Origin of the sequence: Mycolicibacterium sp. lyk4-40-TYG-92 (genome assembly GCF_030209435.1) — a bacterium.
Classification (GTDB): Bacteria; Actinomycetota; Actinomycetes; order Mycobacteriales; family Mycobacteriaceae; genus Mycobacterium.
On record NZ_JARVRX010000007.1, the window covers coordinates 334,245 to 359,559 of the forward strand.

The following is a 25,315-nucleotide window of genomic DNA, read 5'->3' on the forward strand; positions in this document are numbered from 1 at the left end:
TATCGGCGCGTCGACTTGGCAGAAATCTCCAGAAATCGGGCGTAGCTTTTAGCTATGCCCGACAACACGGCCGGCGGTAAACGGTTCGTTCCTCCCAAGTCGACGCTCGAAGTGCTCGAGAACGTCCCGGACACGGTGCTGCGCCGCCTCAAGCAGTACTCCGGCACGTTGGCGACGCAGGCGGTGCACGCGCTGGAAGAGCGGCTGCCGTTCTTCGCCGAGTTGGAGGCCTCGCAGCGCGCCAGCGTCCACCTGGTGGTGCAGACCGCGGTCGTCAACTTCGTCGAGTGGATGCGCGACCCGAACAGCGACGTCAGCTACACCGCGGAGGCCTTCGAGGTCGTGCCCCAGGATCTGCGGCGCCGCATCGCCCTGCGGCAGTCAGTGGAGATGGTGCGGACCACCATGGAGTTCTTCGAGGAAGTGGTTCCGCTGCTGGCCCGCACCGAGGAACAACTGACGGCGCTGACCGCCGGCATTCTGCGGTACAGCCGCGACCTGGCCTTCGCGGCCGCCAGCGCGTACGCCGACCAGGCCGAGGCCCGCGGCGCCTGGGACACCCGAATGGAGGCCAACGTCGTCGACGCCGTGGTGCGCGGCGACGTCGGCACCAGCCTGCAGTCGCAGGCCGCCGCCCTGAACTGGGACGCCACTGCCCCCGCAACCGTGGTGGTGGGATACCCCCGGCCGGACCGCGCCGATCTGGCCGGCGAGGACGTGCACGACGTCGCCAGCCGCAACGGGCGCGTCGCCCTGTCCGACGTCCACGGCACCTGGCTGGTAGCCATCGTGTCCGGCCCCATCGCCCCGACCGACCGGTTCCTCGGCGAGTTGATGGCCGTGTTCGCCGACGGCCCAGTGGTCATCGGGCCGACGGCCGCAACGCTCGCGGCCGCGCACTACAGCGCCACCGAAGCCATCGCGGGTATGAACGCGGTGACCGGGTGGACGGGCGCACCCCGCCCGGTTGCGGCCCGCGAATTGCTGCCAGAACGCGCTCTACTCGGGGACCGTTCGGCCGTCGCAGCCCTGGAGTTGGAGGTGGTCCGGCCGCTGGCAGACGCGGGTCCGGCGCTTTCTGAGACGCTCGATGCCTACCTCGATGCCGGCGGCGCCATAGAAGCGTGCGCCCGCAAATTGTTCGTTCATCCAAACACCGTGCGCTACCGACTCCGCCGCATCGCCGACTTCACCGGCCGCGATCCGATGGTGCCCAGGGATGCGTATGTGCTCCGCGTGGCCGCGACAGTGGGCCGATTGAGCCGCATGCCCGTTCAAGCCAACCAGTAAATGGCCTGATCAGCATAGTTACAGCAACCCTACCCGCCAGTAGCTGGCGTCATCCCGTTGTGATCCACATCGCAGCGAGGTCTCGCCAACGTTGCATAACGTGCGTTTTTGTAGACATTCCACAAAACTTTAAGACGAGGTTCATAATCTCTTACACGGCATAAAACCCGCTTCACAGTGTTTTCTTAATCCGTGCCCCAAACACCTGTGCTTGCGCTGCTTGCCCCCGGGCAGGGATCTCAGACGCCCGGCATGCTCACCCCCTGGTTGGAGCTGGCCGGTGCTGCTGACCGTCTGGCCACCTGGTCGGAGATCAGCGGCCTCGATCTGGCCCAGCTCGGCACCACCGCGACCGCCGAGGAGATCACCGACACCGCGGTGACCCAGCCCCTGGTCGTCGCGGCCACGCTGCTCGCACATGAAGAGCTGACCAAGCGCGGCCTCCTGGCCGGCGCCACCACCATCGTGGCCGGCCACTCGGTCGGCGAGATCGCCGCCTACGCCATCGCCGGCGTCATCTCCGCCGACGCGGCCATCAAGCTCGCCGCCACCCGCGGCGCCGAGATGGCCAAGGCCTGCGCGCTGGAGCCCACCGGCATGGCCGCGGTGCTCGGTGGCGACGAGGCCGAGGTCCTGGCCCGCCTCGAAGCTCTGGAGCTGGTCCCGGCCAACCGCAACGCGGCAGGTCAGATCGTCGCCGCCGGAGCCGTCTCGGCGCTGGAGAAGCTCGCCGAGGATCCGCCGGCCAAGGCCCGCGTCCGCGTGCTGGCCACCGCAGGTGCCTTCCACACGCACTTCATGGGCTCGGCGCAGGAGCCGTACGCGGCTGCCGCGGCGACCGTCACCCCCAGCGAGCCGACCACCACCCTGCTGTCCAACGCCGACGGCCGGCCCGTCGCCGACGCCGCGGACGCCATGACCAAGCTGGTCGCCCAGATGACCCGCCCGGTCCGCTGGGACCTGTGCTCGGCCACCCTGCGCGAGCGCTTCGACGGTCAGGAAGTGACCGGCATCATCGAGTTCCCCCCGGCGGGCACCCTCACCGGTATCGCCAAGCGCGAAGTCAAGGGCGTGCCCACCTTCGCCATCAAGACCCCCGCAGATTTGGACGGACTCACCGAGTTCTGACAGGGCTGCTTGCCGAAACAACCAACCCGGCACACCAAATCCGGTGTGCCGACACAACAAAAAGAAGGAGCCATCGTGGCTGCCAGTCAAGAAGAAATCATCGCCGGCCTCGCCGAGATCATCGAAGAGGTCACCGGCATCGAGCCGTCTGAGGTCACCCCTGAGAAGTCCTTCGTCGACGACCTGGACATCGACTCGCTGTCGATGGTCGAGATCGCCGTTCAGACCGAGGACAAGTACGGCGTGAAGATCCCGGACGAGGACCTGGCCGGCCTGCGCACCGTTGGTGACGTCGTCGCCTACATCCAGAAGCTCGAGGAAGAGAACCCCGAGGCTGCTGCCGCGCTGCGCGATAAGTTCAGCAAGTGACCAGGCCTTCCACGGCTAACGGAGGCTTCCCGAACGTCGTGGTGACCGCCGTGGAGGCAACCACGGCGCTCGCTGCTGACATCGAGAGCACGTGGAAGGGCCTCCTGGCAGGCGAAAGTGGCATCCGCGTTCTCGAGGACGACTGGGTCGAGAAGTGGGACCTTCCGGTGCGTATCGGTGGCCACCTCGTCGATGACCTCGAGAGCCAGCTGACCCGCGTCGAGCTGCGCCGCAACTCGTACGTGCAGCGCATGTCGCTCGTGCTCGCGCGGCGACTGTGGCAGAACGCGGGTGCGCCCGAGGTCGATCCCGACCGTTTCGCGGTCGTGATCGGCACCGGTCTCGGTGGCGGCGAGAAGATCGTCGAAACCTACGACGCCATGAACGAGGGCGGCATCCGCAAGGTCAGCCCGCTCGCCGTTCAGATGATCATGCCCAACGGTGCGGCCGCGGTCGCCGGCTTGGAGCTCGGCGCCCGCGCCGGAGTCATCACCCCGGTGTCGGCGTGCTCGTCGGGCTCTGAGGCCATCGCCCACGGCTGGCGTCAGATCGTCATGGGTGACGCGGACTTCGCCGTCGTCGGTGGTGTCGAAGGCGCCATCGAAGCGCTGCCCATCGCGGCGTTCTCGATGATGCGGGCGATGTCGACCCGCAACGACAACCCTGCGGGTGCGTCGCGGCCGTTCGACAAGGATCGTGACGGCTTCGTGTTCGGTGAAGCCGGCGCGTTGATGATCATCGAGACCGAGGAGCACGCCCTGGCCCGTGGCGCCAAGCCGCTGGCCCGGATCATGGGCGCCGGCATCACCTCGGACGCGTTCCACATGGTGGCCCCCGCAGACGGCGGTGTTCGCGCCGGTGCCGCGATGAAGCGTGCACTGGAGACCGCCGGCCTGGACGCCAAGGACATCGACCACGTCAATGCCCACGGCACGGCCACCCCGATCGGTGACACCGCCGAGGCCAATGCCATCCGCGTTGCCGGATGTCAGAACGCCGCGGTCTACGCGCCGAAGTCGGCGCTCGGCCACTCCATCGGTGCGGTCGGTGCGCTGGAATCCGTATTGACGGTGCTCGCGTTGCGCGACGGGGTCATCCCCCCGACGCTCAACTACGAGACACCGGATCCCGCCATCGATCTCGATGTTGTTGCGGGCGAGCCTCGTTATGGCGAATACAAGTACGCCATCAACAACTCGTTCGGGTTCGGTGGACACAATGTCGCCCTGGCCTTTGGGCGTTATTAAGTCGAAGGGACATTGAGCAGGAATGGCAGGGGTAACCGCACAGAGGTTGTCAACGGGGAATGGTCTCCCCAATGTGGTCGTCACTGGCGTAGCCATGTCGACTGCCCTGGCGACCGACGCCGAAACCACGTGGCAGAAGCTCCTTGACGGACAGAGCGGGATTCGTCTTCTCAACGATGACTTCATCGAGAAGTACGACCTCCCCGTCCGCATCGGTGGGCACCTGCACGAGGATTTCGAAAGTGAACTGACGCGGGTCGAACTGCGTCGGTTGTCATATCTGCAGAAAATGTCGACGGTCATCGGCCGGCGAGTCTGGGAAAACGCAGGCTCGCCGGACGTTGACCCCCGACGACTGATGGTGTCGATCGGCACCGGCCTCGGCTCGACCGAGGAACTGGTCTTCGCCTACGACGGTATGCGCGAGCGCGGCCTGCGAGCGGTTTCGCCGCTGGTCGTGCAGATGTACATGCCCAACGGGGCAGCGGCCGCTGTCGGACTGGAGCGCAAGGCCAAGGCCGGGGTGTCCACCCTGATCTCGGCGTGCGCCTCCGGCTCGGAAGCCATCGCCAACGCCTGGCGCCAACTGGTCCTGGGCGAGGCCGACGTCGCCATCGCCGGTGGCGTCGAAACCAAGATCGAGGCAGTGCCGATCGCCGGGTTCGCCCAGATGCGCATCGTGCTGTCCAACAGCAACGACAACCCGGCCGGTGCCTGCCGCCCGTTCGACCGCGACCGCAACGGCTTCGTGTTCGGCGAGGGTGGCGCCATGCTGGTGCTCGAGACCGAGGAGCACGCCAAGGCCCGCGGCGCCAACATCCTGGCCCGCCTCATGGGCGCCAGCGTCACCTCGGACGGCTACCACATCGTCGCCCCGGACCCCAACGGGGAACAGGCCGGCTACGCCATGACCCGGGCCATCGAACTGGCCGGGCTCGTGCCCTCCGACATCGACCACGTCAACGCGCACGCCACCGGCACCAACGTCGGTGACGTCGCCGAGGGTGTGGCCATCAACAACGCCATGAAGGGCCACCGCCCCGCGGTGTACGCCCCCAAGTCAGCCCTGGGTCACTCGGTGGGTGCCGTCGGTGCGGTGGAGTCCATCCTCACCGTGCTCGCGCTGCGCGACGGCATCATTCCCCCCACACTGAACCTGGAGAACCTGGATCCGGAGATCGATCTGGATGTGGTCTCCAAGGCTCCGCGGCAGGGCGACTTCAAATACGCAATCAACAACTCATTCGGGTTCGGCGGCCACAACGTCGCACTCGCCTTCGGCAAGTACTGAGCAACGAAGCGCGAACCGCGAGATCAAGGAGACTAGAAAATGACGACCCTGGCACCTGAGGCGACGGCCGCCGAATCACTTGATCCTCGCGACCCGCTGTTGCGGCTCTCGACCTTCTTCGACCCGGGCAGCGTCAAGCCGCTGCACGAGCGCGACAAGTCGGGCGTCCTCGCCGCCTCCGGCACCGTCAACGGCGTGCACACCATCGCGTTCGCCACCGACGGCACCGTCATGGGTGGTGCCATGGGGGTCGACGGCTGCGCGCACATCGTCCGCGCCTACGACACCGCCATCGACGAGCAGGCCCCCATCGTGGGCATCTGGCACTCCGGTGGCGCCCGCCTCGCCGAGGGCGTGCGCGCGCTGCACGCGGTCGGCCAGGTCTTCGAGGCCATGATCCGGGCCTCGGGCTACATCCCCCAGATCTCGCTGGTCGTCGGCTTCGCCGCCGGCGGTGCCGCGTACGGCCCGGCCCTGACCGACGTCATCGTCATGGCCCCCGAGGGTCGCGTCTTCGTCACCGGCCCGGACGTCGTTCGCAGCGTCACCGGTGAGGACGTCGACATGGTCTCCCTCGGTGGCCCCGACACCCACCACAAGAAGTCCGGTGTGTGCCACATCGTCGCCGACGATGAACTCGACTGCTACGAGCGCGGCCGTCGCCTGGTCGGCCTGTTCAGCCAGCAGGGCCACTTCGACCGCACCAAGGCCGAGGCCGGCGACACCGACATCAGGGCTCTCATGCCCGAATCGGCACGTCGTGCCTACGACGTGCACCCGATCGTCGAGGCCCTGCTCGACGATGGCGTGCCGTTCGAGGAGTTCCAGTCCAAGTGGGCGCCGTCCATCGTGGTCGGCCTGGGCCGCCTCGCCGGCCGCTCCGTCGGCGTCATCGCCAACAACCCGCTGCGCCTCGGCGGCTGCCTGAACTCCGAAAGCGCCGAGAAGGCAGCGCGTTTCGTGCGCCTGTGCGACGCCTTCGGCATCCCGCTGATCGTCCTGGTCGACGTCCCCGGCTACCTGCCCGGTGTGGACCAGGAGTGGGGCGGCGTCGTGCGCCGTGGCGCCAAGCTGCTGCACGCGTTCGGTGAGGCCGAGGTCCCCCGCGTCACCCTGGTGACCCGCAAGATCTACGGCGGTGCGTACATCGCCATGAACTCGCGGTCGCTCGGTGCGTCGAAGGTGTTCGCCTGGCCGGACGCCGAGGTCGCCGTCATGGGCGCCAAGGCTGCCGTCGGCATCCTGCACAAGCGCAAGCTGGCCGCCGTCGAGGATGCCGCCGAGCGCGAGGCCCTGCACGAAGAGCTCGCCCTCGAGCACGAGCGGATCGCCGGTGGCGTCGACTCGGCTATCGAGATCGGCGTGGTCGACGAGAAGATCGACCCGGCCCACACCCGGTCCAAGATCACCCAGGCCCTCGCCGAGGCTCCGGCCCGCCGCGGTCGCCACAAGAACATCGCGCTCTAGGGTTTCCTGCGAGCTGGGGGTACCTCCCGCTCGCGAGCAGACGCGAAAACCCCCGAAACCTGAGGGTTTCGGGGGTTTTCGCGTCTGCTCGCGATGAGTTCTGCCGGCGATGGAAGTCTGTACAACCATGACGCAACTGGTGAAAGTGCAGAACTTCAACGTCTCGGCGGACGGCTTCGGCGCCGGTGTCGGGCAGAGCTTCGAGCGGCCCTTCGGCCACGCCGACCCGGGCACCATGTTCGCCTGGGCCGGCGCCACCGCCAGCTGGCCCAACCGCACTGATCCGGGCGGCACCCGCGGTCTCGATGACCACCTCGTGCGCGACTTCCACCACAACATCGGCGCAGAGATCATGGGCGCCAACAAGTTCAGCCCCTACCGCGGGCCGGCCCGGCTCGACTGGCAGGGCTGGTGGGGCGACGAACCACCGTTCCACACCCCGGTTTTCGTGATGACGCACCACGTGCGGCCGTCGTTCACGTTGTCGGACACCACGTTCCACTTCGTCGACGCGGGGCCGGCCGAGGTGCTGGAACTCGCCCGGGAAGCCGCGCAAGGCAAGGACATTCGTATCGGCGGCGGGGCAACCACGGTCCGCGAGTTCCTCGACGCCGACCTGATCGACACCCTGCACATCGTCGTCTCCCCCACCGTGACGCTCAGCGAGGGCTCACGACTCTGGGAGTCCCCCGACGAGCTGCTCGACCGGTACCACTGCGACGTGGTGCCCAGCTCCAGCGGCGTCGTCCATCACTTGTTCTGGCGCCGCTGAATTTCATCCGCGAGCAGACGCGAAAACCCCCAAAACACTCTGGTTTTGGGGGTTTTCGCGTCTGCTCGGCAGCGACTATCGGGTGGTGTAGCCGCCGTTGGCGAAGATGGTCTGACCGGTGATCCAGTGGCCCTCGTCGGCAAGGAACACGACCAGCGGGGCGATGTCCTCGATGTTGGTCAGCCGGTTTCCCATCGCCTGCGACTTGTGGAACGCCACGCGCTCCGGGGTCTCCTGACCGTAGAAGAACGGCGTGTCCATGGGCCCGGGGCCGACGTTGTTGACGTTGATGCCGCGCGCCGCGAACTCCTTCGCCGCGGCGCGGGTGAAGTGCTCGACGGGACTCTTCGCGCCGGCGTAGGTGCTGTAGCCATCGGTGAAGGCCGCGAGCAGCGCCGTCACGATGGTGATCACCGATCCGCCGTCGTTCAGCCGGCGGCCGGCCTGCTGCAGGAAGAAGTACGCCGCCTTGGCGTTGATGTCGAACATCGAATCGTATTCGGCCTCGGTCGTTTCCACGATCGGCTTACGCAGCACCTTGCCGACGGTGTTGATCGCGATGTCGACGCCGCCGAACGCCTCGACCGCCGCGTCGAACAGCCTCTCCACGTTGCCGGGGACGGTCAGGTCGCCCTGAACCTTGATGGCCTTGGCGCCGGCGGCCTCGACGGCAGCGACGGTCTGGTCGGCGTCGGCCTCGGTGGCGGCACTGTTGTAGTGCACCGTGACGTTGACGCCGCGCGCGCCGAGGGTGGTGCTGATCAGGCCGCCCAGGTTCTTGGCTCCGGCGGCGACGACTGCTGATTTACCTTCGAGATTGCTCATGACGCCCACGCTAGCCACGGCAAACCACAAATAGAAACGAAACTTTTCTACCTATCCACAAGCATTAGTTGTAGATAGGGTAGCGGCATGACCCGGCCGTATCCCGATCTGCGTCGGCTGCAGCACTTTCTCGCGGTCGCCGACACCGGCGGTTTCACCCGCGCCGCGGACCAGCTGCACCTGAGCCAGCAGGCCCTCAGCAGCTCCATCCGCCAGCTCGAGAAAGAGCTGGGCGCAATACTTTTCGACCGCGACGGCCGTCGGGTCACCTTGACGCCGGCGGGCCGCCAACTGCACAGCGATGCCCGCACACTCCTCGCCGCCGCCCACACCGTCACTGATCATGTACAGCGCGCGGCCAGCGCCGCGCGGGAGAACTACGTCGTCGGGCACACCCCCGCGCTCGAGAGCGTCGAGGCGTACGCGCTTCTGGAAGCGGTCATCGACGCCTTCGCCGACGTGTCATTCACGTTCCGCCAGATGTTTCCCGATCAGCTGTCCCCCGCGCTGCTCGACGGATCGATCCAGCTCGCGCTACGGCGCGGCGTGGTGCCGGACCGCGACCTCGCGACCGCGGTGCTGGACTATCACCAGGTGCGCGTGGCGGTGCTGAGTTCCCATCCGCTGGCCCGGCGCGACGCCGTCGACCTCACCGACCTGACCGACGAACGCATCGCGCTCTGGGCACCGCCCGGCGCGTCGTACTACAGCGACCTCCTGCTGGGCGCCTGCCGCCGAGCCGGTTTCGAGCCGGACTATGTCGTCAGCCGGGTACAGGGCGCAGCCACCGTGGCCGCCCCGCTGACGACGGAGGCGGTCGCGTTCGTCACGCATCCGGCGGGACCGGTGATGGGCGGCCGGGTGACGGTCGTCGATCTCCAGCCAGCACTACTGGTACCGGTACAGGCCATGTGGCAGCGGCATACCCGGTCGCCGATCCGGGACCTGCTGCTGGCTCAGCAGGGGTAGTCAGGTGCGCGCCGCCAGAGCCTCGTCGGCGAGGTCGTCGAGTTCCTTGCCCTTGGTCTCGGGCCCGAACAGGTAACCGATCACGGTCAGCAGCCAGATGCCGGACAGCGCCAGGTAGGGCGTCTGCACGCCGTAATGGCCGATGGCCCAGCCGACGACGGTCGGCGCAGCGATCGACACGATGCGACCGCCGCCGACGGCGACACCGAATCCGGTGCCGCGCAGCACTGTTGGGAACAACTCGGAGATGTAGGCGTCCCCGACACCCCAGAGCCAGCCGAGGGTGGCGATGGATATGGCGCCGTAGACCTGGTATTCGGCCAGCGAATCCGAGGTGGCCGCCAGGATCGCGGAGCCGGCCTCGATGACGGCACCGAGGATCGCCGAAGGACGGCGGCCGAATCGATCGGCCAACGCGGTGCCGACGAAGACGAAGACGACCTGCAGCAGGAAGAACACCAGGGCGTAGCGAATCGCGTCGGTGGTGGACGCGTGGAATCTCTTGACGATGTACGTGGTCAGGAACAACGTCGAACCCCAGTAGCCGACCGCGTTGGCCGTGTAGATCAGCCAGCCCACGACCAGCCGCCGCCGCACGCCGGGCAGCTGCCACAGTTTCGCGCGCGGGATGCCATCCCGTTTCCGCGTCTCGTTGACCTCGGTGTAGCGGGGTGATTCCGTAATGCCCTGGCGGACAAGGAACAAGATGATGGCCGGGACGATGGCCACAATGAACGACGATTGCCAACCGAACCGTGGCACCAGCACCAGCGCGACGGCGGCCGCGAGGACGTAGCCGAGAGAGAACAGCGAGAAGATCACCCCGCCCACACCGATCGCGCGGGTCTTCGTGGGCCACACCTCGGCGGTATAGGGGGCGCCCACCGCCAGTTCGCCGGCGCCACCCACTCCGGTGAGGAAGCGCAGGCCGGTGAATGCGGCCAGGTTGGTGGTGATGCCGGCCAATGCTGTGGTGATGCCGTACAACAGGATTGACGCACCGAGCGTGGTCTTGCGTCCCCACCGGTCGGCGGCGATACCGAAACCGATGGTTCCGATGGTGTAGCCGACCAGAAAGATCGATCCGATGTACCCGGCCTGGGCCTCTGTGATCTGCAGGGTCTTCTTGATCTCGGGCAGGACCAGGCCGTAGATGTTCACCGCGTAGGAGTCGAAGCCGTACCCCAGTCCCGCCGTCACCGCCACGAACAGCGCCGGTTTGAACGGCTGTGACTTCAGCGGGGGCGAATCGACCTGTGCCTCTTCCAGATTCGCAGCCATCCGTCGACGGTATCGGGCACCGCACAGTGCCCGAACATTCAGAATCCGCCGGATCGCAAATGCGCTCAGATCTGTCCGTGATTCGGCGGCGCCACCCCGGAGAGCTCCCACGCGCCGATGTGGTGGTACTTCCAGTCGACGGGGTCGTGCACGCTGTGCGTCCGTGCGTTACGCCAGTGCCGGTCAAGGTCATGACGGCGGTCGGTTCCGCTGGCGCCGGTCAGCGCGAAGACCTGACTGGCGACGTCGACGGCCACGTCGCTGGCGAAGGCTTTGGCCTGCGCGACCGCTATCGAGCCGCGCGCGGCGGCGTCGGGATCGGTGACCTCGAGCCCGATGTCTTCGAGTTCGCCTGCGGCCCACCGCAGGAGCTGGGTCGATGCCCGCGTCCGGGTGGCGAGTTGACCGAACCGGAGCAGCACGTGCGGATCGTCGGCGGCGGCGTTGGCCCCGCCGTACCGCACCGCCTCGAAGAACGGGCGGCTGCGGGTACGGACGAACTCGCCGGCGTCGGCCAGGGCGCCTTCCGCGATACCCGCTTCGATGGCCGCGTGGACGAGCTGGGCGCGCGCGCCGAGCAGTTGCGGCTTCTCGAATGCCGACCAGTAGGGCACCACCAGGTCAGGGTCGATGGCGACACCGTCCAACGTAGTGGTGCCACTCACGGTCGAGCGCTGGCCCATGGCGGCCCAGTCTTCGTCGATGGTCACCCCGGGCGCGTCGCGTTCGACGAACGCCAGCACGAGACGACCGTCCGGATCGAGCGCGCTGACCGCCAGCCACTGCGATGTGATGGCGCCGGTGCAGTAGTACTTGGTGCCGTCGAGTCGCCACCGCGCACCGTCGTTGCGGAGTCGGGTCTTGAGGTCTTGGGCATGGTGGCCACCACGCTCGGCGAGCACCGGGCCGATGCGAGCGCCGTCGACGACAGCGGGCAGGATTCGGGCCCGCTGCAGTGGGGTACCGAGCAGGCGCAGGATGTCCACGGCCAGGTAATGACCCTGTGGCGTCTGCGCAAGGGCCGGGTCGGCCGCCGCGACGATCCGGATGACCTCGGCCAGGGTCCGGGGCCCGAGCCCGTCTCCGCCATCGTCGATGGGCACCGTGACGGCCGGCAGGCCCAGGTTGTCGAACTCGGCCACTTCGGCGCGGGGTACGGCACCGGCGCGATCACGTGCTGCCGCACCGGGCTTCACCGCTGTCGCGAATTCTTCGGCGGCAGCGACGACTTGGGCGTGGGTCCGCGGAGCCCGGGCGCGCCCCATGGTCAGTGCCGATCAGCGAGCAGGCCGCGCTCCGCCAGGATGGGGATGACGCCCTCGCCGAAGGCGAAGGCCTCTTCCAGGTGCGGATACCCGGACAGGATGAACTCGTCGAGGCCCAGCTCGTGGTACTCGGCGATGCGGTCGGCGACCTGCTCATGGCTGCCGACCAGCGCGGTGCCGGCGCCACCACGGACCAATCCGATACCGGCCCACAGATTGGGCGATACCTCCAGGTTGTCGGTCCGGCCGCCGTGCAGGGCCGACATCCGCCGCTGTCCCTCGGACTGCGAGTTGCGCTGCACCTGCTGGGCGCGGCTGATGCTCTCGGGATCGAGGCCCGCCAGCAGCTTGTCGGCCTGTGCCCACGCTTCCTCTTCGGTGGGACGGCTGATGACGTGCAGCCGAATCCCGAACCGCAGTTCCCCGGCCGCCCGCCGCGCTCGGCCCAGGTTCTTGACCTGGTGACGCACGGCGTCGAGCTTCTCGGCGACCTGAGCGGGCGGCTCACCCCAGGTCAGGTACACGTCGGCGTGTTCGGCGGCCACTTCGAGCGCTTCCGCCGAGGAGCCGCCCAGGTAGATGTCCGGCCAGGTCTCGGCGGGGATGATCGTCGCGTTCTCGACAGACAGGTGCTTGCCGGTGAAGGTGACCGGGCCGCCGCCGGACCACAGCTGCCGGAAGATCGTGAGGAACTCGGCGGCGCGCTCGTAGCGCTCGGATTTGCCGAGGTAGTCACCGAACCGGCGCTGCTCGATGTCATCGCCGCCGGTGACGACGTTGAGCAGCAATCGATTCCGCGAGATGCGCTGGTACGTGGCGGCGGCCTGGGCCACCAGGGTCGGCGCCTGCAGCCCGGGCCGGAATGCCACCAGGTACTTGAAGTGTTCGGTCCGTTGGGTCAGTGCTGCCGTGAACACCCAAGCGTCCTCGCACCAGCTGCTGGTGGGGGTCAGCGCCCCGGTGAACCCGAGTTTCTCGGCGGCGCCGGCCACCAGACTGAGGTAATCGAGGTCGGGCGCCCGATCCGCGCCGAAGGCGTCTGCCCGGCTGCCTGCGCCACCGACGGCATTGCCGAGGCTCAGGTCGGTGCGCGAGTCACCGTTGGTCGGCAGGAACCAGTGCAACGTGATGGCCATCGGTCTACCGCGAGAACTCGACGCGACTGCCGTTGCGAGTGGTCGTGGTCAGAACAGGCATGGCTCAACTCCCGGGGACGTGATGCCACCACAAGAGAAAGCAGTGGCGAATGCAGGCTTCTCTGCGAAATGTAGAGGCAACCCATGCCGCCGGATACCGCCGGTGAATCGGTTCACGCTGCCGCAACAGGCGTGACCACCGGACGTGGCCGCGATTCCGTCAGAATCATCCTGATTCCAACGCGCACGATCCGACCGTCAGATGAAATCCTGCGCCACCGCGGCGACACGGTCGCGGTCGGCGTCGACCAGCCCGATCCGGGTCCGACGGTCCAGGATGTCATCGGCGGTGAGCGCTCCCTCGTGCGTGACCGCGTATTCGAATTCCGCCCGCGTGACGTCGATTCCGTCGGCCACCGGCTCGGCGGGACGGTCACAGGTGGCCGCGGCGAACACGTTAGGCGCCTCGGCGCCGTAGCGCGCCACCAACGACTCCGGCAGCGCCGCAACACGATCCACCGCCACCGGGTTCTCCGGAGCCCCGACCAGGGGCAGATTCCGGGTCCGGCACTCCCCCGCGCGGAGGCCGCGCAGCGACACCGCCCGGTTCAGCACGTCCTCGGCCATATACCGGTATTCGGTGAGTTTGCCGCCGATGACGCTGAGCACACCGTTGCCCGACTCGACGACGGCGTGATCGCGGGACACGTCGGCGGTGTTGCCCTCGCCGGTGTCGATCAGCGGCCGCAGCCCGGCATAGGCGCCCAGGACGTCGTCCGGCCCCAGGCTCGTCGCCAGCGCGGTGTTGACGGTGTCCAGCAGAAATTTGATCTCGGCCGGAGTCGGTTGCGGCACATCGGGAATGGGGCCGGGTGCGTCCTCGTCGGTGAGACCGAGGTACACGCGGCCGAGTTGTTCGGGCATCGCGAAGATGAACCGGCCCCGCTCACCGGGGATCGGAACCGTCAGGGCCGCAGTCGGATTGCCGAACGCCGCGGCGTCGAACACGAGGTGGGTACCGCGGCTGGGCCGCAGCTTGATCGCGCCGTCGATCTCGCCGGCCCACACGCCGGCGGCGTTGATCACCGCGCGCGCGGTCAGGTCGAAGGACTCGCCGGTGAGCTGGTCGGTCAGCCGCACCGACGTGCCCGTGGCACCGGAGGCCGCCACCCGGGTGAGGATGCGGGCCCCATGCTGGGCGGCGGTTCGCGCCACTGCGGTGACCAGGCGGGCGTCGTCGATCAGCTGGCCGTCGTAGGCGAGCAACGCGCCGTCGAGTCCGTTGCGACGGACCGCGGGCACCAGCTCCGCCGCTCGGGCCGCGTCGACACGACCCGAGCGCGGCAGGACCGCGGCCGAGGTGCCGGCGAGGCGGCGCAGGCCATCACCGGCGATGAATCCGGTGCGTACCAAAGCCCTTGAGGCCCGGTTCATCTCGGGAAGCAGCGGCACAAGTTGCGGCATGGCGTGCACGAGGTGCGGAGCGTTGCGGCTCATGAGGATGCCGCGCTCGATGGCGCTGCGCCGGGCGATCCCGACGTTGCCCGTTGCCAGGTAGCGCAGGCCGCCGTGGACGAGTTTGGAACTCCACCGGCTGGTGCCGAACGCCAGGTCGTGTTTCTCGACGAGCACCGTCGACAGTCCGCGCGTCGCGGCGTCCAGCGCGATACCCACACCGGTGATGCCACCGCCGATGACGACGACGTCGACGCTCTCCCCGTCGGCCAGAGCCGCCAGTTCAGAGGTGCGGCGGGCCGCATTGAGGGCACTGGTCATGGCTTGAGGTATCCGTTCAGCGAGTGGGCAAGTTCGATGTCCAGCGCGGCGACGTCGAGGACGGGTGCGACCATCTGCGCCGACTGGATGGCCGATTGGACGATCAGCAGACACATGGCGGCGAGCTGTTTGGGGTCGCCGGCGCGGACGCTGCCGTCGACCTGCGCCGTGTCCAGCGCGCCGGCCAGCACTTCGAGGAGGATCTGCTGGCTGGTACCCATCCGCTGGGAGATGTAGACCATCGCCAGGGCGGGTGCGCTGCTCAGCACCGACATGATGACCTCGTCGTCGCGGAGTCGCTCCGCCATGCCGACCATCCGTTTGACGATCGCCTCGCGGTCGGCGCCGGTGACGGCAACCTCATTGAGCGCGTTGGTGATTCGTGCTGTCAGCAGCGCCGCGAGGATCGCCTGCGTGTCCGGCCAGCGCCGGTACACCGTCGGCCGGCTGACCCCGGCCCGACGCGCAATCTCGGCCAGCGTCACGCGGTCCACGCCGAAGGCGATCACGCAGTCAGCCGCAGCGTCGATGATTCGGCCGTCGACCGATTCATCGTTACTGATTGACATCATGTGTAATACTGTAACGCATGACCGCAACACGTGACCACCTCGAACCGCCGATGAAGTGGAACGCCTGGGGCGACCCCGCGGCAGCGAAGCCGCTGTCCGACGGCATCCGCGGCCTGCTGACCGCGGCGCTGGGTATCGACGCGGCCCCGGCGGAGGAGCTCGAAGCCGACCAGGTCACATTGCGCCCGTCCGCGCTGGCGGACGCCGACCGCGTCGCGCTCGCGGCGATCGTCGGCGACGATTTCTGCCGCACGGGCGATCATGACCGCCTGCTGCGCGCCGGCGGCAAGTCGACGCTGGACCTGTTGCGCCGTAAGGACACCGGCGAGCAGGATGCACCGGACGCGATCCTGCTGCCCGGCTCCGAAGACGAGATCGCGCGAATCCTGCAGTACTGCACCGAACATCGCATCGCGGTCGTTCCGTTCGGCGGCGGCACCAGTGTGGTCGGCGGACTCGACCCGATCCGTACCGGCTTCAACGCCGTCGTGTCACTGGACCTGCGCCGCCTGGACCGGCTGGTCGCGCTCGACAAGGAGTCCGGCGAGGCCGAGCTCGAGGCCGGCGTCACCGGCCCGCAGGCCGAGGAACTCCTTGGTGCCGAGGGCTTTTCGCTCGGCCACTTCCCACAGAGCTTCGAATTCGCCACCATCGGCGGGTTCGCCGCCACGCGGTCGTCGGGCCAGAACTCGGCCGGCTACAACCGGTTCGACGACATGGTGCGCGGGCTGACCGTCGTCACCCCCGCAGGCGTCCTCGACCTCGGCCGCGCCCCGGCGTCGGCGGCCGGGCCCGACCTGCGTCAGCTGATCGTCGGGTCGGAGGGCACGTTCGGCGTCATCACCCGGGTTCGGGTGCGCGTCCACCCGGTGCCCGAGACCACCCGCTACGAGGCCTGGTCTTTCCCCGACTTCGCCACCGGCGCAGCGGCTTTGCGTGCCGTCATCCAGACCGGCACCGGCCCGACAGTCATCCGGTTGTCCGATGAGGTCGAGACCGGCATCAACCTGGCGACCACGGAGAGCATCGGCGAGCAGACCATCACCGGTGGCTGTCTGGCGATCACCCTGTTCGAGGGCTCGTCCGCGCACACCGAGAGCCGTCACGACGAAACCCGCGCGCTGCTGGCCGCGCAAGGCGGCACGTCGCTCGGCGAGGCGCCGGCCCGCGCCTGGCAGCACGGCCGGTTCGGCGCGCCCTACCTGCGCGACTCGCTGCTGACGGCCGGCGCGCTGTGCGAGACCCTGGAGACAGCGACGACGTGGTCCAACGTGCCGGCGCTGAAGGCCGCCGTCACCGAGGCGCTGACGACGTCGCTGCAGGAAAGCGGCACACCGGCGTTGGTGATGTGCCACATTTCGCACGTCTACCCCACCGGCGCCTCGCTGTACTTCACTGTCGTGGCCGGCCAGCGCGGCAACCCGATCGAGCAGTGGCGCGCGGCGAAAACCGCTGCGTCCGAGGCGATGGTGCGCTGCGGCGCCACCATCACCCACCACCACGCGGTCGGCGCCGACCACAAGCCGTGGATGACGGCTGAGGTCGGCGACCTGGGCGTCGAGGTGCTGCGCGCCGTCAAGAACGTCCTCGATCCCGGCGGAATCCTCAACCCTGGCAAGCTGATCCCGTGACAGGCACGCTGCAGCGAGTCACCCTGCTGACCAACCCTGCCTCGGGCCAGGGACGGGGCTCCGCGGCGGCGCAGCGCGCCGTCGTGCGGCTGCAACGCCGCGGCGTCGACGTGGTCGAGCTGATCGGATCCGACGCCGCGCATGCCCGACAACTGCTCGACGAGGCACTCGACCACGGCACCGACGCCGTGGTGGTGGCCGGCGGCGACGGCATCATTTCCCTTGCGCTGCAAGCACTTGCACAGGGCGATGTGCCACTCGGCATCATCCCCGCCGGCACCGGCAACGACCACGCCCGCGAGTTCGGGATTCCGCGGGACGACCCGGAAGCCGCCGCGGACATCATCGCGACGGGCCGCACCCGGACCATCGACCTGGGCCGGATCGACGGCGCCGACGGCACCGTGCGCTGGTTCGGCACGGTGATGTCGGCGGGATTCGACTCGCTGGTCACCGATCGCGCCAACCGGATGACGTGGCCGCGGGGCCGGATGCGGTACAACGCGGCGATGCTGGTCGAACTGTCGCAGTTGCGGCTGCACACGTCGCGGGTCAGTTTCGACGGCGGCCCGGAGCAGGAAATACCGGTGACACTGGCGACCTTCGGCAACGGCAAGAGCTATGGCGGCGGCATGCTGATCTGCCCTGGCGCGGACCTCAACGACGGCCTGTTGGATGTCACGATGGCGGCCTCGGACTCGCGATTCAAGTTGATCCGCTTGTTCCCCACGGTCTTCAAGGGCACGCATGTCCACCTCGACGAGGTGACCACGCGGCGGGCCCGCACCGTCACCATCGATGTGCCCGGGATAAACGCCTACGCCGACGGTGAATTCGTGTGCCCGTTGCCGGTGACGGTGTCCGCGGTCCCGAATGCGTTGCGGGTCCTGGTTCCGTAGCCCGGCATTCAGTCCTGCGTAGCCGCAAGCAGCGCAAGCAGATTCATCAACCGGGTGATGGCGCCGGTGACCGGCCGTGCCGACAGTGTCGGATCGACGGCACGCTGAATCCCGAGCCCGATGCCGGCGCTGAGAAAAAGGTTGCCGATGTCGTCGAAGCTGTCGATCACCCCGGCGGCGACCAACTGCTCTTCACCGAGCCCCAAATCGACCGCGAGCGAACGCAATACCTCGACGACCATCTGGGCACCTTCGTTGCGCAGATCGGTGATCATCTGCCCCAGCTCGGGGTCATTGCGCGACAACACCACGAATTCGAGTTCGAGCATCGTCCAGCCCACGTCGCCGGCGGTGCGTTCCAGCCAGGCATTCACCGCCTCGACCCGGCTCGGGACGTCGGCATCCGACATCGCCAGCTCGGACATCTCGGAGAACTTGTCGCGGTGGATGGCCTCCAGCACTTCCCGGCACAGAACCGGCTTACTGCCGAAGTTCGAATACACCGCACCCTTGCTGTAGCCGGCGTCGTCGGCGATGTCCTCGAGGCTGGTGGACGCATATCCGTGCGCGAGGAACCGCGCCTTCGCCGCGTCGAGTAGTTCGGCGCGCGTCTGCTCCTGACGCTGCGCCCTGGTCAATCGCGGCATGCGTCGATGTTAGTGGTTTGCGATACCGGGAGTACTAGCTTTACTCAGAGGATTCGGATACCGTGGGTATTCGAATGAGCCGGCGAGGCTTCTACCAGCAGATACGAGGCTATCGATGCAGCTAGCGCGACGCACACAAGCGCTCGACGGCGCAACCGTCGTCATCACCGGAGGTGCCCGGGGCATCGGCGCCAAGACCGCCGAACTCTTCTCGCAGCACGGCGCCGCGGTGTGGATCGGCGACGTCGACGCCGACATCGCCGAGCAGACTGCTCGCAGAATTCCCGGCTGTCGCAGCGCACGCCTCGACGTCACCCGGCGCGAGTCCTGGGACCAATTCGTCGGCCAGGTGGTCACGGCATCCGGCCATATCGATGTCCTCATCAACAACGCCGGCGTGATGCCCCTGGGCGCATTCGAGTCCGAAGCCGAGGCCACGACCGACCTGATCCTCGACGTGAATGTCCGCGGCGTCCTGAACGGCATGCGGGCAGTGATCCCGTCGATGGTCGCGCGCGGCCGCGGCCACGTCGTGAACGTCGCGTCGATGGCGGGCATGATCCCCGTGCCCGGCATGGTCACCTACAACGCCAGCAAGTTCGCCGCGGTCGGAGCGTCACTGGCGGCACGGACCGAATACGCCGGAACCGGTGTCACCGTATCGGCGGTGCTGCCGTCAGCGGTCCGCACCGAACTGTCCTCGGGCGTCCAACTCGGCGGCGGCATGCCGACAGTCGACCCCGTAGACGTCGCACAGGCCATCCTGAAGACGTTGCGCACCAAGGCCGCCCGCACCTCGGTGCCGGAATGGGTGGCCCCCGGTTGGGCACTGGTCGATGCGCTGGTCCCGGAGTTCGTGCAACGTGCGGCACGCTCGCTCATCGATGACCGCCGGGCACTGACCGCCCTGGACCCGGTCGGCCGGTCGGATTACCTGAACCGGATCGAGCGGCAGTCGAACGAGCATGCTGCCGAATCGGATTCAGAGGCGCAGGCGTGAAGCGTGCACTGGCCATCGGCTGCGGCGGGACCATCGGCGGCGCGTGGATCGTCGCGGCGCTGCACGCCTTGCAGGAACAGACGGGGTGGGACCCGCGGGAAGCCTCGGTGCTCCAGGGCACCTCGGCGGGCGCCGAGATCGTCACCATGCTCGGGGGCGGCGCGTCCGTCGACGACCTGGTGGCAATGCACCGCGGCACCAGCACCGACGAACGTCTGCGTCAGCACATCGAAGCGACGCCGCCGAGCCTGCCACCCCTGCCGGCACCCCGTCTGCTGAACCCGGCTCTCCTGCGCAGCCAGAACGGCCTGGCCGCGGTCACCGGCATCGCACCGACGGGGCGCGCCGATGCAACATGGCTGCAGCGCTTGGCATCCGGATTCGCCAACAAGTCGGGTTGGCTGGACCATCCGGGGGCCCGCATGGTGGCATTCGACTACCAGCACGGCGAGCGGGTGGCGTTCGGCGCGCCCGGTGCACCGAAAGCCACTGCAGACGAAGCACTCCGGGCGTCGTGGGGTGTCCCGGGCTGGATGCCGCCGGTCAGCATCGGGGGCCGCAAGTTCGTCGACGGCGGCGCCGCGTCCACTGCGTCGGTCGACCTCATCAGCCATGACGATGCCGACCTGATCTACGTCATCACCCCAATGGCCTCCGAAAGCGGTGTTCGCGCACCTGGATTGGGCGGCATCCTCGAAGACCGGCTGCTCCGCCGTCCGATGTCCGCGGTGCTGGATGCCGAGATCGCCACCGCGCGCGCCCGCGGCATCGAGGTCGTCGTGATCCGGCCGGACGCCGACGATCTGGCCGGCCTCGGCGCCAACTTCATGCTGCGCAGCAAGCGGCGCGCGGCGTTCGAATCCGCCATGACCACCGCACCGAACACGGTGCGTCGAGCTTGGGAGTCCTGATGAGCAAACGTGATCCGCGCATCGTCATCATCGGCGCCGGCGTCGCCGGGATCGCCTCCGCGTACACCTTCCAGCAGGCCGGGTTCACCAACTTCACCATCCTGGAGAAGGGTTCGGACGTCGGTGGGGTCTGGCACTGGAACCGCTACCCCGGGCTGACGTGTGATGTGCCGTCGCACATCTACCAGTTCGCCTTCGCCCCCAAGCCCGACTGGAGCCACATCTGGGCGGGCGGCCAGGAGATTCAGAAGTATCACCGCGACGTCGTCGAGCGGTTCGGCCTCGACAACCATCTGCGGCTCAACACCGAAGTCACGGCACTGCACTACGACCAGGACGAACACACCTGGACCGTAACGACCGAGAATGACACGCTGACAGCCGATTTCGTCATCTGCGCCACCGGCGTGCTGCACCACCCCTTCACGCCAGACATCCCCGGCATGGACTCTTTCGAGGGCACCGTCGTCCATACCGCCCGATGGGATGCCGAACTGGAGACCGCGGGCAGGCGCATCGCCGTGATCGGCACCGGATCGACCGGCGTGCAGGTGGTTTCGGCGCTGCAGCCCGAAGCCGGCAAGCTGCTGCACTTCGCCCGGTCCCCGCAGTGGATGCTGTGGGCACCGATGAAACTGCCGCAGCTGGGTGCCGTCACCGCCCTGCTGCGGGCCGTGCCGCAGCTGTATCAGGCTGTCGCCGAACGTATTCCGCTGTGGGGCTCGAGCGTTCTCGTCGACATCGTGACGAAGCCGACGTGGCGGCGCAAGTTGGTGCAGCAGTACGCCCGGCTGAGCCTGCGCGCCCAGGTCCGCGATCCGAAGCTACGCGCCGAACTCACCCCCGACTACCAGCCGCTGTGCAAACGGCAGGTGCTGTCGGGTACCTACTACCAGGCGATCACCGCCCCCAACGCCCAACTGGTCACCGATCGCATCGCCGAGTTCACGCCGACCGGCATCCGCACCACCGCGGGCGAGCACCACCGGATCGATATCGCGGTACTGGCCACAGGTTTTCAGGCGCACAACTACATGCGCCCGATGCAGGTGGTGGGCCGCGATGGCCTCACCCTGGACGACGCCTGGGTCAAGGGCCCACGCGCCTACCGGATGACCGCGATTCCCGGCTTCCCGAACTTGTTCACCGCGCTCGGCCCGAACTCGCCGACGGGGTCCATCTCGCTGCAGTACACCGCGGAACTGACCGCGCGGTACATCGTGAAGTGGATCGAGCGGTTCGAGCGCGGCGAGATCAACGAAGTCGAGGTGACCGAGGAGGCCACCGACGAGTTCAACGCCGCCGCGATCGAAGCCATGGAACCGACGGTGTGGAACACCGGTTGCAATTCCTGGTACTTCAGCGAGGGCGGCACCATCGATCTGTGGCCGTTCGACGTCGGCACCATCACCCGCATGCTGAGCGAACCGGAGCCGGAGCACTACCGGGTCAGTTGACCAAACAAGCTCATGTTCGACGAATCGGCGGAGTTCTAGCCGACACCCCGGTTGAGCCAGCTGACTTCGCCGACCTCGGCGCCGCCGCCGCGGTAGGGCTCCAGAGCCTCGTCCCAGGCGGTGCCCAGGACGGTGTCGAGTTCGGCGGCGAGCATGTCGGCGCCCCCCTCCATCAAGGTGCGCAGGCGTTGCTCGCCGACCATGGTGTCACCGTTGGCGCTCATCGAACCGCTCCACAGGCCCAGGGTCGGGGTGTGGCACCAGCGGTGTCCGTCGACGCCCGCGCTCGGGTCCTCGGTCACCTCGAAGCGCAGCACCGACCACGAGCGCAAGGCGCTCGCGAGCTGAGCTCCGGTGCCGACGGGCCCCATCCAGTTGGTGATGGCGCGCAACTGACCGGGCATGGCGGGTTGGGGCGTCCACTTGAGGTTCGCCCGCGACGACAGAGTCGACGAAAGTGCCCACTCCACATGCGGGCATACCGCCGCGGGAGAGGCATGGATATACACCACGCCCGTCGTCGCGTCGGCGAGTTGGTTCGACGCACGCATAATCTGCTCCTTCAGCTCCACGAGGGACGTCTTCCCCAACGACCTGGTGTTGCTGAAATGTTGCAGTTGTTTAGTGCGTGTCTATTGTGCCGCGTGAGACCCCTGTTGCGCTAGTCTGTCGCGCAATCTCTCAGGACGGCCTCAGAATCGCACCGCGATCAGGCCCGTTGGCGGCTCATGGCCGAACACTTCACCAATTCCCGGACACGCGCCAACAGCTGCGCGGAGCCCCAGCACGCCATCTATCTTCTAACCGTGACTGCCCTGGACCGGTTCTTCGAGATCTCCGCACGCGGCTCAACCGTCGCCGCCGAACTGCGCGGCGGCGCCGTGACCTTCATCGCGATGGCGTACATCATCGTGCTGAACCCCATCATCCTGTCGAGCACGGCAGACATCGCCGGGCACAAGCTCCCATTCGGCCAGGTCTCCGCGGTGACATCATTGGCGGCCGGCGCCATGACGATCCTGTTCGGCGTCGTCGCCCGCCTGCCGTTCGCGTTCGCTGCCGGCCTTGGCATCAACTCATTCCTGGCCAGTTCCGTGGTGGGCGTCCTGACCTGGCCGGAAGCGATGGGGCTGGTGGTCATCGAAGGCCTCATCATCGTCGCGATGGCCGTCACCGGGCTGCGGCGCATGATCTTCGACGCGGTACCCATGCCGCTGAAGCTGGCCATCACCGCCGGCATCGGGTTGTTCATCATGTTCATCGGACTGGTCAACGCCGGCTTCGTCGCGTCGACGGGTCATCCGTCACCGCCGCTGGGCCTGGGCGCCGGCGGCACGGGCTCTGTCCGCGCGATTCCCACCCTGATCTTCGTGTTCACCCTGCTGACCTCGGGCGTCCTTGTCGCCCGCAAGGTGCGCGGCGGCATCCTCATCGGCCTCATCAGCGGAACTGTGGTCGCCGCTGCTGTCGAGGCCATCTGGCACCTCGGCTCGGCAACGGAGAAGCCCGGCGGTTGGAGCCTGTCCGTCCCGACGCTGTCCGGTTCCCCGTTCGCGGTGCCCAATCTGTCACTGATCGGTCACGTGGACTTCGGCAGCTTCGGCCGGATCGGCGCCATCGCCGCGCTCATGCTGGTGTTCACGCTGCTGTTCACCAACTTCTTCGACGCCATGGGCACCATGACGGGCCTGTCCCGGCAGGCCGGCCTCGCCGATGAGCACGGCAACTTCCCGCGCCTGCAGTCCGCCCTGGTCATCGAGGGCACCGGCGCGGTGGTCGGCGGCGCGGTGTCGGCGTCGTCCAACACGGTGTTCGTCGAGTCGGGCACCGGCATCGGCGAAGGTGCCCGCACCGGCCTGGCGAGCCTGGTGACCGGTGGATTGTTCTTGGCCGCAATGTTTCTGACGCCGCTCACGGAGATCGTGCCCACCGAGGTCGCGGCCGCCGCGCTGGTGATCGTCGGCACCCTGATGGTCTCGGTGCTGCGCGAGATCGACTTCTCCGACTTCTCGGTGGCCCTGCCGGTGGTGCTGACCGTGGCCGTCATGCCGCTGTCCTACTCGATCGCCAACGGCATCGGCGTCGGGTTCATCGCCTGGGCCGTGCTGCGCGCGGCGTCGGGCCGCATCAAAGAGATCAGCCCGCTGCTGTGGGTCGTCGCCGCCGGGTTCCTGCTGTTCTTCGCGCGAGGCTGGATCGACAGCATGATCGGCGTCGTCCGCTAGCCGAACTCCCGCACGACGGCGGCGGACACTTCCGGCCACGCGGCGTGCGTCCAGTCCCCGAAATCGCGGTCCGTCAGCACGACCAGCGCCAGGTCCGCCTCCGGATCCACCCAGAGGAACGTCCCCGACTGACCGAAATGGCCGAATGTCCGGCCCGAGTTGGCCGCGGCCGTCCAGTGCGGGTGCTTGCCGTCGCGAATCTCGAAACCCAGACCCCAGTCGTTCGGGCGCTGCGACCCGAACCCCGGCAGCACCCCATCGAGACCCGGGAAATGCACCGAGATCGCGTCGGCGTGCATGGGCGTCGACACCAGGGCCGGACGCAACAGGTCACCGGCGAACGCCGCAAGGTCGGTCACGGTGGACCAGGCGCCGTAGCCGGCGGTTTCGGCCGCGCCCGGCAGGTCGGAATCGCTCATCCCCAGCGGCTCGAACACCGCTTCGCGCAGGTACTGCGCGAACTCGATGCCGGACTCGTGCTGCAGCACCTGGGCCAGCACCGCGAACCCGACATTCGAGTAGATGCGGCGCGCGCCGGGCGCGGCGATGGCATCGGGCGTCTGCATCGCAAGACCCGAGGTGTGCGCGAGCAGATGGCGCACCGTCGACCCGGGCGGGCCGGCCGGGGTGTCCAGCTCGACGACACCCTCTTCGATCGCGATCTGCGCGGCACGCGCCACCAGCGGCTTGGTCACCGACGCGAGCCGGAACGCCCGGTCGACGGGTCCGTGCGTGGCGAGCACACCGGCAGGTGACACCACCGCAGCCGCGGCGTGCGGTACCGGCCAGGAATCCAGCAGCTCGAGAGCGGTCACGACCACGACCCTGTCACAAATCGAAACACCAAGGGGCACGGGCCGAGCCGCGGTTGACCAGACATTCGTATGGACACGATTCCAACTCTTCCCCGAGGCATTAGGTTATAGCCATGAGTCAGACAGTGCGTGGTGTGATTTCCCGGGCCAAGAAGCAGCCCATCGAGCTCGTCGACATTGTCATCCCCGATCCCGGACCCGGTGAGGTCGTCGTGGACATCATCGCCTGCGGGGTGTGCCACACCGACCTCACCTACCGCGAGGGCGGCATCAACGACGAATACCCGTTCCTGCTCGGCCACGAGGCCGCCGGCACGGTCGAAGCAATCGGCGACGGCGTCA

General features: G+C 67.8%; 24 protein-coding genes. 15 read left to right on the forward strand and 9 right to left on the reverse strand.

The window, feature by feature from the left end; genetic code table 11:
* Positions 1–54: 54 nt before the first annotated feature.
* From QRN63_RS13920 to QRN63_RS13950, 7 genes are all read left to right on the forward strand, one after another.
* Entirely contained in the window at positions 55–1,290 is a 1,236-nt protein-coding gene (locus QRN63_RS13920) for a PucR family transcriptional regulator (protein WP_267319117.1), read from the forward strand.
* A 207-nt stretch (positions 1,291–1,497) separates the two neighbouring features.
* Positions 1,498–2,418, forward strand: a complete 921-nt coding sequence (locus tag QRN63_RS13925; protein WP_267319463.1) for an ACP S-malonyltransferase — start codon at positions 1,498–1,500, stop codon at positions 2,416–2,418.
* A gap of 75 nt (positions 2,419–2,493) precedes the next feature.
* Complete coding sequence (gene acpM / locus QRN63_RS13930) at positions 2,494–2,787, forward strand: meromycolate extension acyl carrier protein AcpM (RefSeq protein WP_061006272.1); 294 nt, start codon at positions 2,494–2,496, stop codon at positions 2,785–2,787.
* Positions 2,784–4,034, forward strand: a complete 1,251-nt coding sequence (gene kasA, locus QRN63_RS13935; protein WP_267319118.1) for a 3-oxoacyl-ACP synthase KasA — start codon at positions 2,784–2,786, stop codon at positions 4,032–4,034. Before acpM ends, kasA begins: the two co-directional genes overlap by 4 nt.
* 22 nt (positions 4,035–4,056) lie before the next feature.
* Positions 4,057–5,325 (forward strand): 3-oxoacyl-ACP synthase KasB, encoded by a 1,269-nt coding sequence (gene kasB / locus QRN63_RS13940; protein WP_267319119.1) that lies wholly within the window; start codon positions 4,057–4,059, stop codon positions 5,323–5,325.
* Positions 5,326–5,364: 39 nt separating this feature from the next.
* Positions 5,365–6,792 (forward strand): acyl-CoA carboxylase subunit beta, encoded by a 1,428-nt coding sequence (locus QRN63_RS13945; RefSeq protein ID WP_285031346.1) that lies wholly within the window; start codon positions 5,365–5,367, stop codon positions 6,790–6,792.
* A 127-nt stretch (positions 6,793–6,919) separates the two neighbouring features.
* Positions 6,920–7,564 (forward strand): dihydrofolate reductase family protein, encoded by a 645-nt coding sequence (locus tag QRN63_RS13950; protein ID WP_285031347.1) that lies wholly within the window; start codon positions 6,920–6,922, stop codon positions 7,562–7,564.
* Between the two features lie 75 nt (positions 7,565–7,639).
* On the opposite strand, the gene QRN63_RS13955 is transcribed toward QRN63_RS13950, so the two are convergent.
* Positions 7,640–8,389, reverse strand: a complete 750-nt coding sequence (locus tag QRN63_RS13955; RefSeq protein WP_267319122.1) for an SDR family oxidoreductase — start codon at positions 8,387–8,389, stop codon at positions 7,640–7,642.
* 87 nt (positions 8,390–8,476) lie between these two features.
* On the opposite strand from QRN63_RS13955, the gene QRN63_RS13960 reads away from it, so the two are divergent.
* Complete coding sequence (locus QRN63_RS13960; RefSeq protein ID WP_285031348.1) at positions 8,477–9,358, forward strand: LysR family transcriptional regulator; 882 nt, start codon at positions 8,477–8,479, stop codon at positions 9,356–9,358.
* Here the strand turns inward: QRN63_RS13960 and QRN63_RS13965 are convergent, their stop codons facing one another.
* The 5 genes from QRN63_RS13965 to QRN63_RS13985 form a co-directional block, all read right to left on the reverse strand.
* Positions 9,359–10,639: an MFS transporter gene (locus QRN63_RS13965; RefSeq protein WP_285031349.1), complete on the reverse strand. Its 1,281-nt coding sequence runs from the start codon at positions 10,637–10,639 to the stop codon at positions 9,359–9,361.
* Between the two features lie 65 nt (positions 10,640–10,704).
* Positions 10,705–11,904 (reverse strand): acyl-CoA dehydrogenase family protein, encoded by a 1,200-nt coding sequence (locus tag QRN63_RS13970; RefSeq protein WP_285031350.1) that lies wholly within the window; start codon positions 11,902–11,904, stop codon positions 10,705–10,707.
* 2 nt (positions 11,905–11,906) lie between these two features.
* Positions 11,907–13,040, reverse strand: coding sequence for an LLM class flavin-dependent oxidoreductase (locus QRN63_RS13975; RefSeq protein ID WP_285031351.1), 1,134 nt, complete (start codon positions 13,038–13,040; stop codon positions 11,907–11,909).
* Positions 13,041–13,298: 258 nt separating this feature from the next.
* Positions 13,299–14,816: a glycerol-3-phosphate dehydrogenase/oxidase gene (locus QRN63_RS13980; protein ID WP_285031352.1), complete on the reverse strand. Its 1,518-nt coding sequence runs from the start codon at positions 14,814–14,816 to the stop codon at positions 13,299–13,301.
* Positions 14,813–15,388, reverse strand: coding sequence for a TetR/AcrR family transcriptional regulator (locus QRN63_RS13985; RefSeq protein ID WP_285031353.1), 576 nt, complete (start codon positions 15,386–15,388; stop codon positions 14,813–14,815). The genes QRN63_RS13980 and QRN63_RS13985 overlap by 4 nt, the downstream gene beginning before the upstream one ends.
* A gap of 50 nt (positions 15,389–15,438) precedes the next feature.
* On the opposite strand from QRN63_RS13985, the gene QRN63_RS13990 reads away from it, so the two are divergent.
* Both QRN63_RS13990 and QRN63_RS13995 read left to right on the forward strand, forming a co-directional pair.
* Positions 15,439–17,019 (forward strand): FAD-binding oxidoreductase, encoded by a 1,581-nt coding sequence (locus QRN63_RS13990; RefSeq protein ID WP_502888132.1) that lies wholly within the window; start codon positions 15,439–15,441, stop codon positions 17,017–17,019.
* Positions 17,016–17,918, forward strand: a complete 903-nt coding sequence (locus QRN63_RS13995; protein WP_267319130.1) for a diacylglycerol kinase — start codon at positions 17,016–17,018, stop codon at positions 17,916–17,918. The genes QRN63_RS13990 and QRN63_RS13995 overlap by 4 nt, the downstream gene beginning before the upstream one ends.
* An 8-nt stretch (positions 17,919–17,926) precedes the next feature.
* Here the strand turns inward: QRN63_RS13995 and QRN63_RS14000 are convergent, their stop codons facing one another.
* Complete coding sequence (locus QRN63_RS14000) at positions 17,927–18,565, reverse strand: TetR/AcrR family transcriptional regulator (RefSeq protein WP_285031355.1); 639 nt, start codon at positions 18,563–18,565, stop codon at positions 17,927–17,929.
* Positions 18,566–18,680: 115 nt separating this feature from the next.
* On the opposite strand from QRN63_RS14000, the gene QRN63_RS14005 reads away from it, so the two are divergent.
* Genes QRN63_RS14005 through QRN63_RS14015 form a run of 3 tightly spaced genes read left to right on the forward strand, consistent with a single transcriptional unit; the run spans position 18,681 to position 21,933 of the window.
* On the forward strand, positions 18,681–19,565 hold the full coding sequence (locus QRN63_RS14005) for an SDR family oxidoreductase (protein WP_285031356.1): 885 nt from the start codon (positions 18,681–18,683) through the stop codon (positions 19,563–19,565).
* Complete coding sequence (locus QRN63_RS14010) at positions 19,562–20,476, forward strand: patatin-like phospholipase family protein (RefSeq protein WP_285031357.1); 915 nt, start codon at positions 19,562–19,564, stop codon at positions 20,474–20,476. The genes QRN63_RS14005 and QRN63_RS14010 overlap by 4 nt, the downstream gene beginning before the upstream one ends.
* The gene (locus tag QRN63_RS14015) at positions 20,476–21,933 is read left to right on the forward strand and encodes a flavin-containing monooxygenase (protein WP_285031358.1); all 1,458 of its coding nucleotides are present in this window, start codon (positions 20,476–20,478) and stop codon (positions 21,931–21,933) included. Before QRN63_RS14010 ends, QRN63_RS14015 begins: the two co-directional genes overlap by 1 nt.
* Positions 21,934–21,968: 35 nt before the next feature.
* On the opposite strand, the gene QRN63_RS14020 is transcribed toward QRN63_RS14015, so the two are convergent.
* Positions 21,969–22,484 (reverse strand): DUF3145 domain-containing protein, encoded by a 516-nt coding sequence (locus QRN63_RS14020; RefSeq protein ID WP_267319135.1) that lies wholly within the window; start codon positions 22,482–22,484, stop codon positions 21,969–21,971.
* 255 nt (positions 22,485–22,739) lie between these two features.
* On the opposite strand from QRN63_RS14020, the gene QRN63_RS14025 reads away from it, so the two are divergent.
* A complete protein-coding gene (locus tag QRN63_RS14025) occupies positions 22,740–24,158 on the forward strand; it encodes an NCS2 family permease (RefSeq protein WP_267319136.1) in 1,419 nt (472 codons plus the stop codon).
* On the opposite strand, the gene QRN63_RS14030 is transcribed toward QRN63_RS14025, so the two are convergent.
* On the reverse strand, positions 24,155–24,973 hold the full coding sequence (locus QRN63_RS14030) for a serine hydrolase domain-containing protein (RefSeq protein WP_285031359.1): 819 nt from the start codon (positions 24,971–24,973) through the stop codon (positions 24,155–24,157). The genes QRN63_RS14025 and QRN63_RS14030 overlap by 4 nt on opposite strands.
* Positions 24,974–25,086: 113 nt before the next feature.
* Between QRN63_RS14030 and QRN63_RS14035 the strand changes: the two genes are divergently transcribed.
* Positions 25,087–25,315, forward strand: a 229-nt coding sequence (locus QRN63_RS14035) for an alcohol dehydrogenase catalytic domain-containing protein (RefSeq protein ID WP_285031360.1), incomplete at its 3' end; no start/stop codon positions are given.

What these genes read in the sequence shown, in the direction of transcription:
- QRN63_RS13950 (WP_285031347.1), top strand. Translation starts at nt 6,920, where the DNA reads ATGACGCAACTGGTGAAAGTGCAGAACTTCAACGTCTCGGCGGACGGC.
- QRN63_RS13985 (WP_285031353.1), bottom strand. Translation starts at nt 15,388, where the DNA reads ATGATGTCAATCAGTAACGATGAATCGGTCGACGGCCGAATCATCGAC.
- QRN63_RS14020 (WP_267319135.1), bottom strand. Translation starts at nt 22,484, where the DNA reads ATGCGTGCGTCGAACCAACTCGCCGACGCGACGACGGGCGTGGTGTAT.
- QRN63_RS14000 (WP_285031355.1), bottom strand. Translation starts at nt 18,565, where the DNA reads ATGCCGCGATTGACCAGGGCGCAGCGTCAGGAGCAGACGCGCGCCGAA.
- QRN63_RS13980 (WP_285031352.1), bottom strand. Translation starts at nt 14,816, where the DNA reads ATGACCAGTGCCCTCAATGCGGCCCGCCGCACCTCTGAACTGGCGGCT.
- QRN63_RS13970 (WP_285031350.1), bottom strand. Translation starts at nt 11,904, where the DNA reads ATGGGGCGCGCCCGGGCTCCGCGGACCCACGCCCAAGTCGTCGCTGCC.
- QRN63_RS14005 (WP_285031356.1), top strand. Translation starts at nt 18,681, where the DNA reads ATGCAGCTAGCGCGACGCACACAAGCGCTCGACGGCGCAACCGTCGTC.
- QRN63_RS14015 (WP_285031358.1), top strand. Translation starts at nt 20,476, where the DNA reads ATGAGCAAACGTGATCCGCGCATCGTCATCATCGGCGCCGGCGTCGCC.
- QRN63_RS13960 (WP_285031348.1), top strand. Translation starts at nt 8,477, where the DNA reads ATGACCCGGCCGTATCCCGATCTGCGTCGGCTGCAGCACTTTCTCGCG.
- QRN63_RS13945 (WP_285031346.1), top strand. Translation starts at nt 5,365, where the DNA reads ATGACGACCCTGGCACCTGAGGCGACGGCCGCCGAATCACTTGATCCT.
- QRN63_RS13920 (WP_267319117.1), top strand. Translation starts at nt 55, where the DNA reads ATGCCCGACAACACGGCCGGCGGTAAACGGTTCGTTCCTCCCAAGTCG.
- QRN63_RS13975 (WP_285031351.1), bottom strand. Translation starts at nt 13,040, where the DNA reads ATGGCCATCACGTTGCACTGGTTCCTGCCGACCAACGGTGACTCGCGC.
- QRN63_RS13965 (WP_285031349.1), bottom strand. Translation starts at nt 10,639, where the DNA reads ATGGCTGCGAATCTGGAAGAGGCACAGGTCGATTCGCCCCCGCTGAAG.
- kasB (WP_267319119.1), top strand. Translation starts at nt 4,057, where the DNA reads ATGGCAGGGGTAACCGCACAGAGGTTGTCAACGGGGAATGGTCTCCCC.
- QRN63_RS13990 (WP_502888132.1), top strand. Translation starts at nt 15,439, where the DNA reads ATGAAGTGGAACGCCTGGGGCGACCCCGCGGCAGCGAAGCCGCTGTCC.
- QRN63_RS13955 (WP_267319122.1), bottom strand. Translation starts at nt 8,389, where the DNA reads ATGAGCAATCTCGAAGGTAAATCAGCAGTCGTCGCCGCCGGAGCCAAG.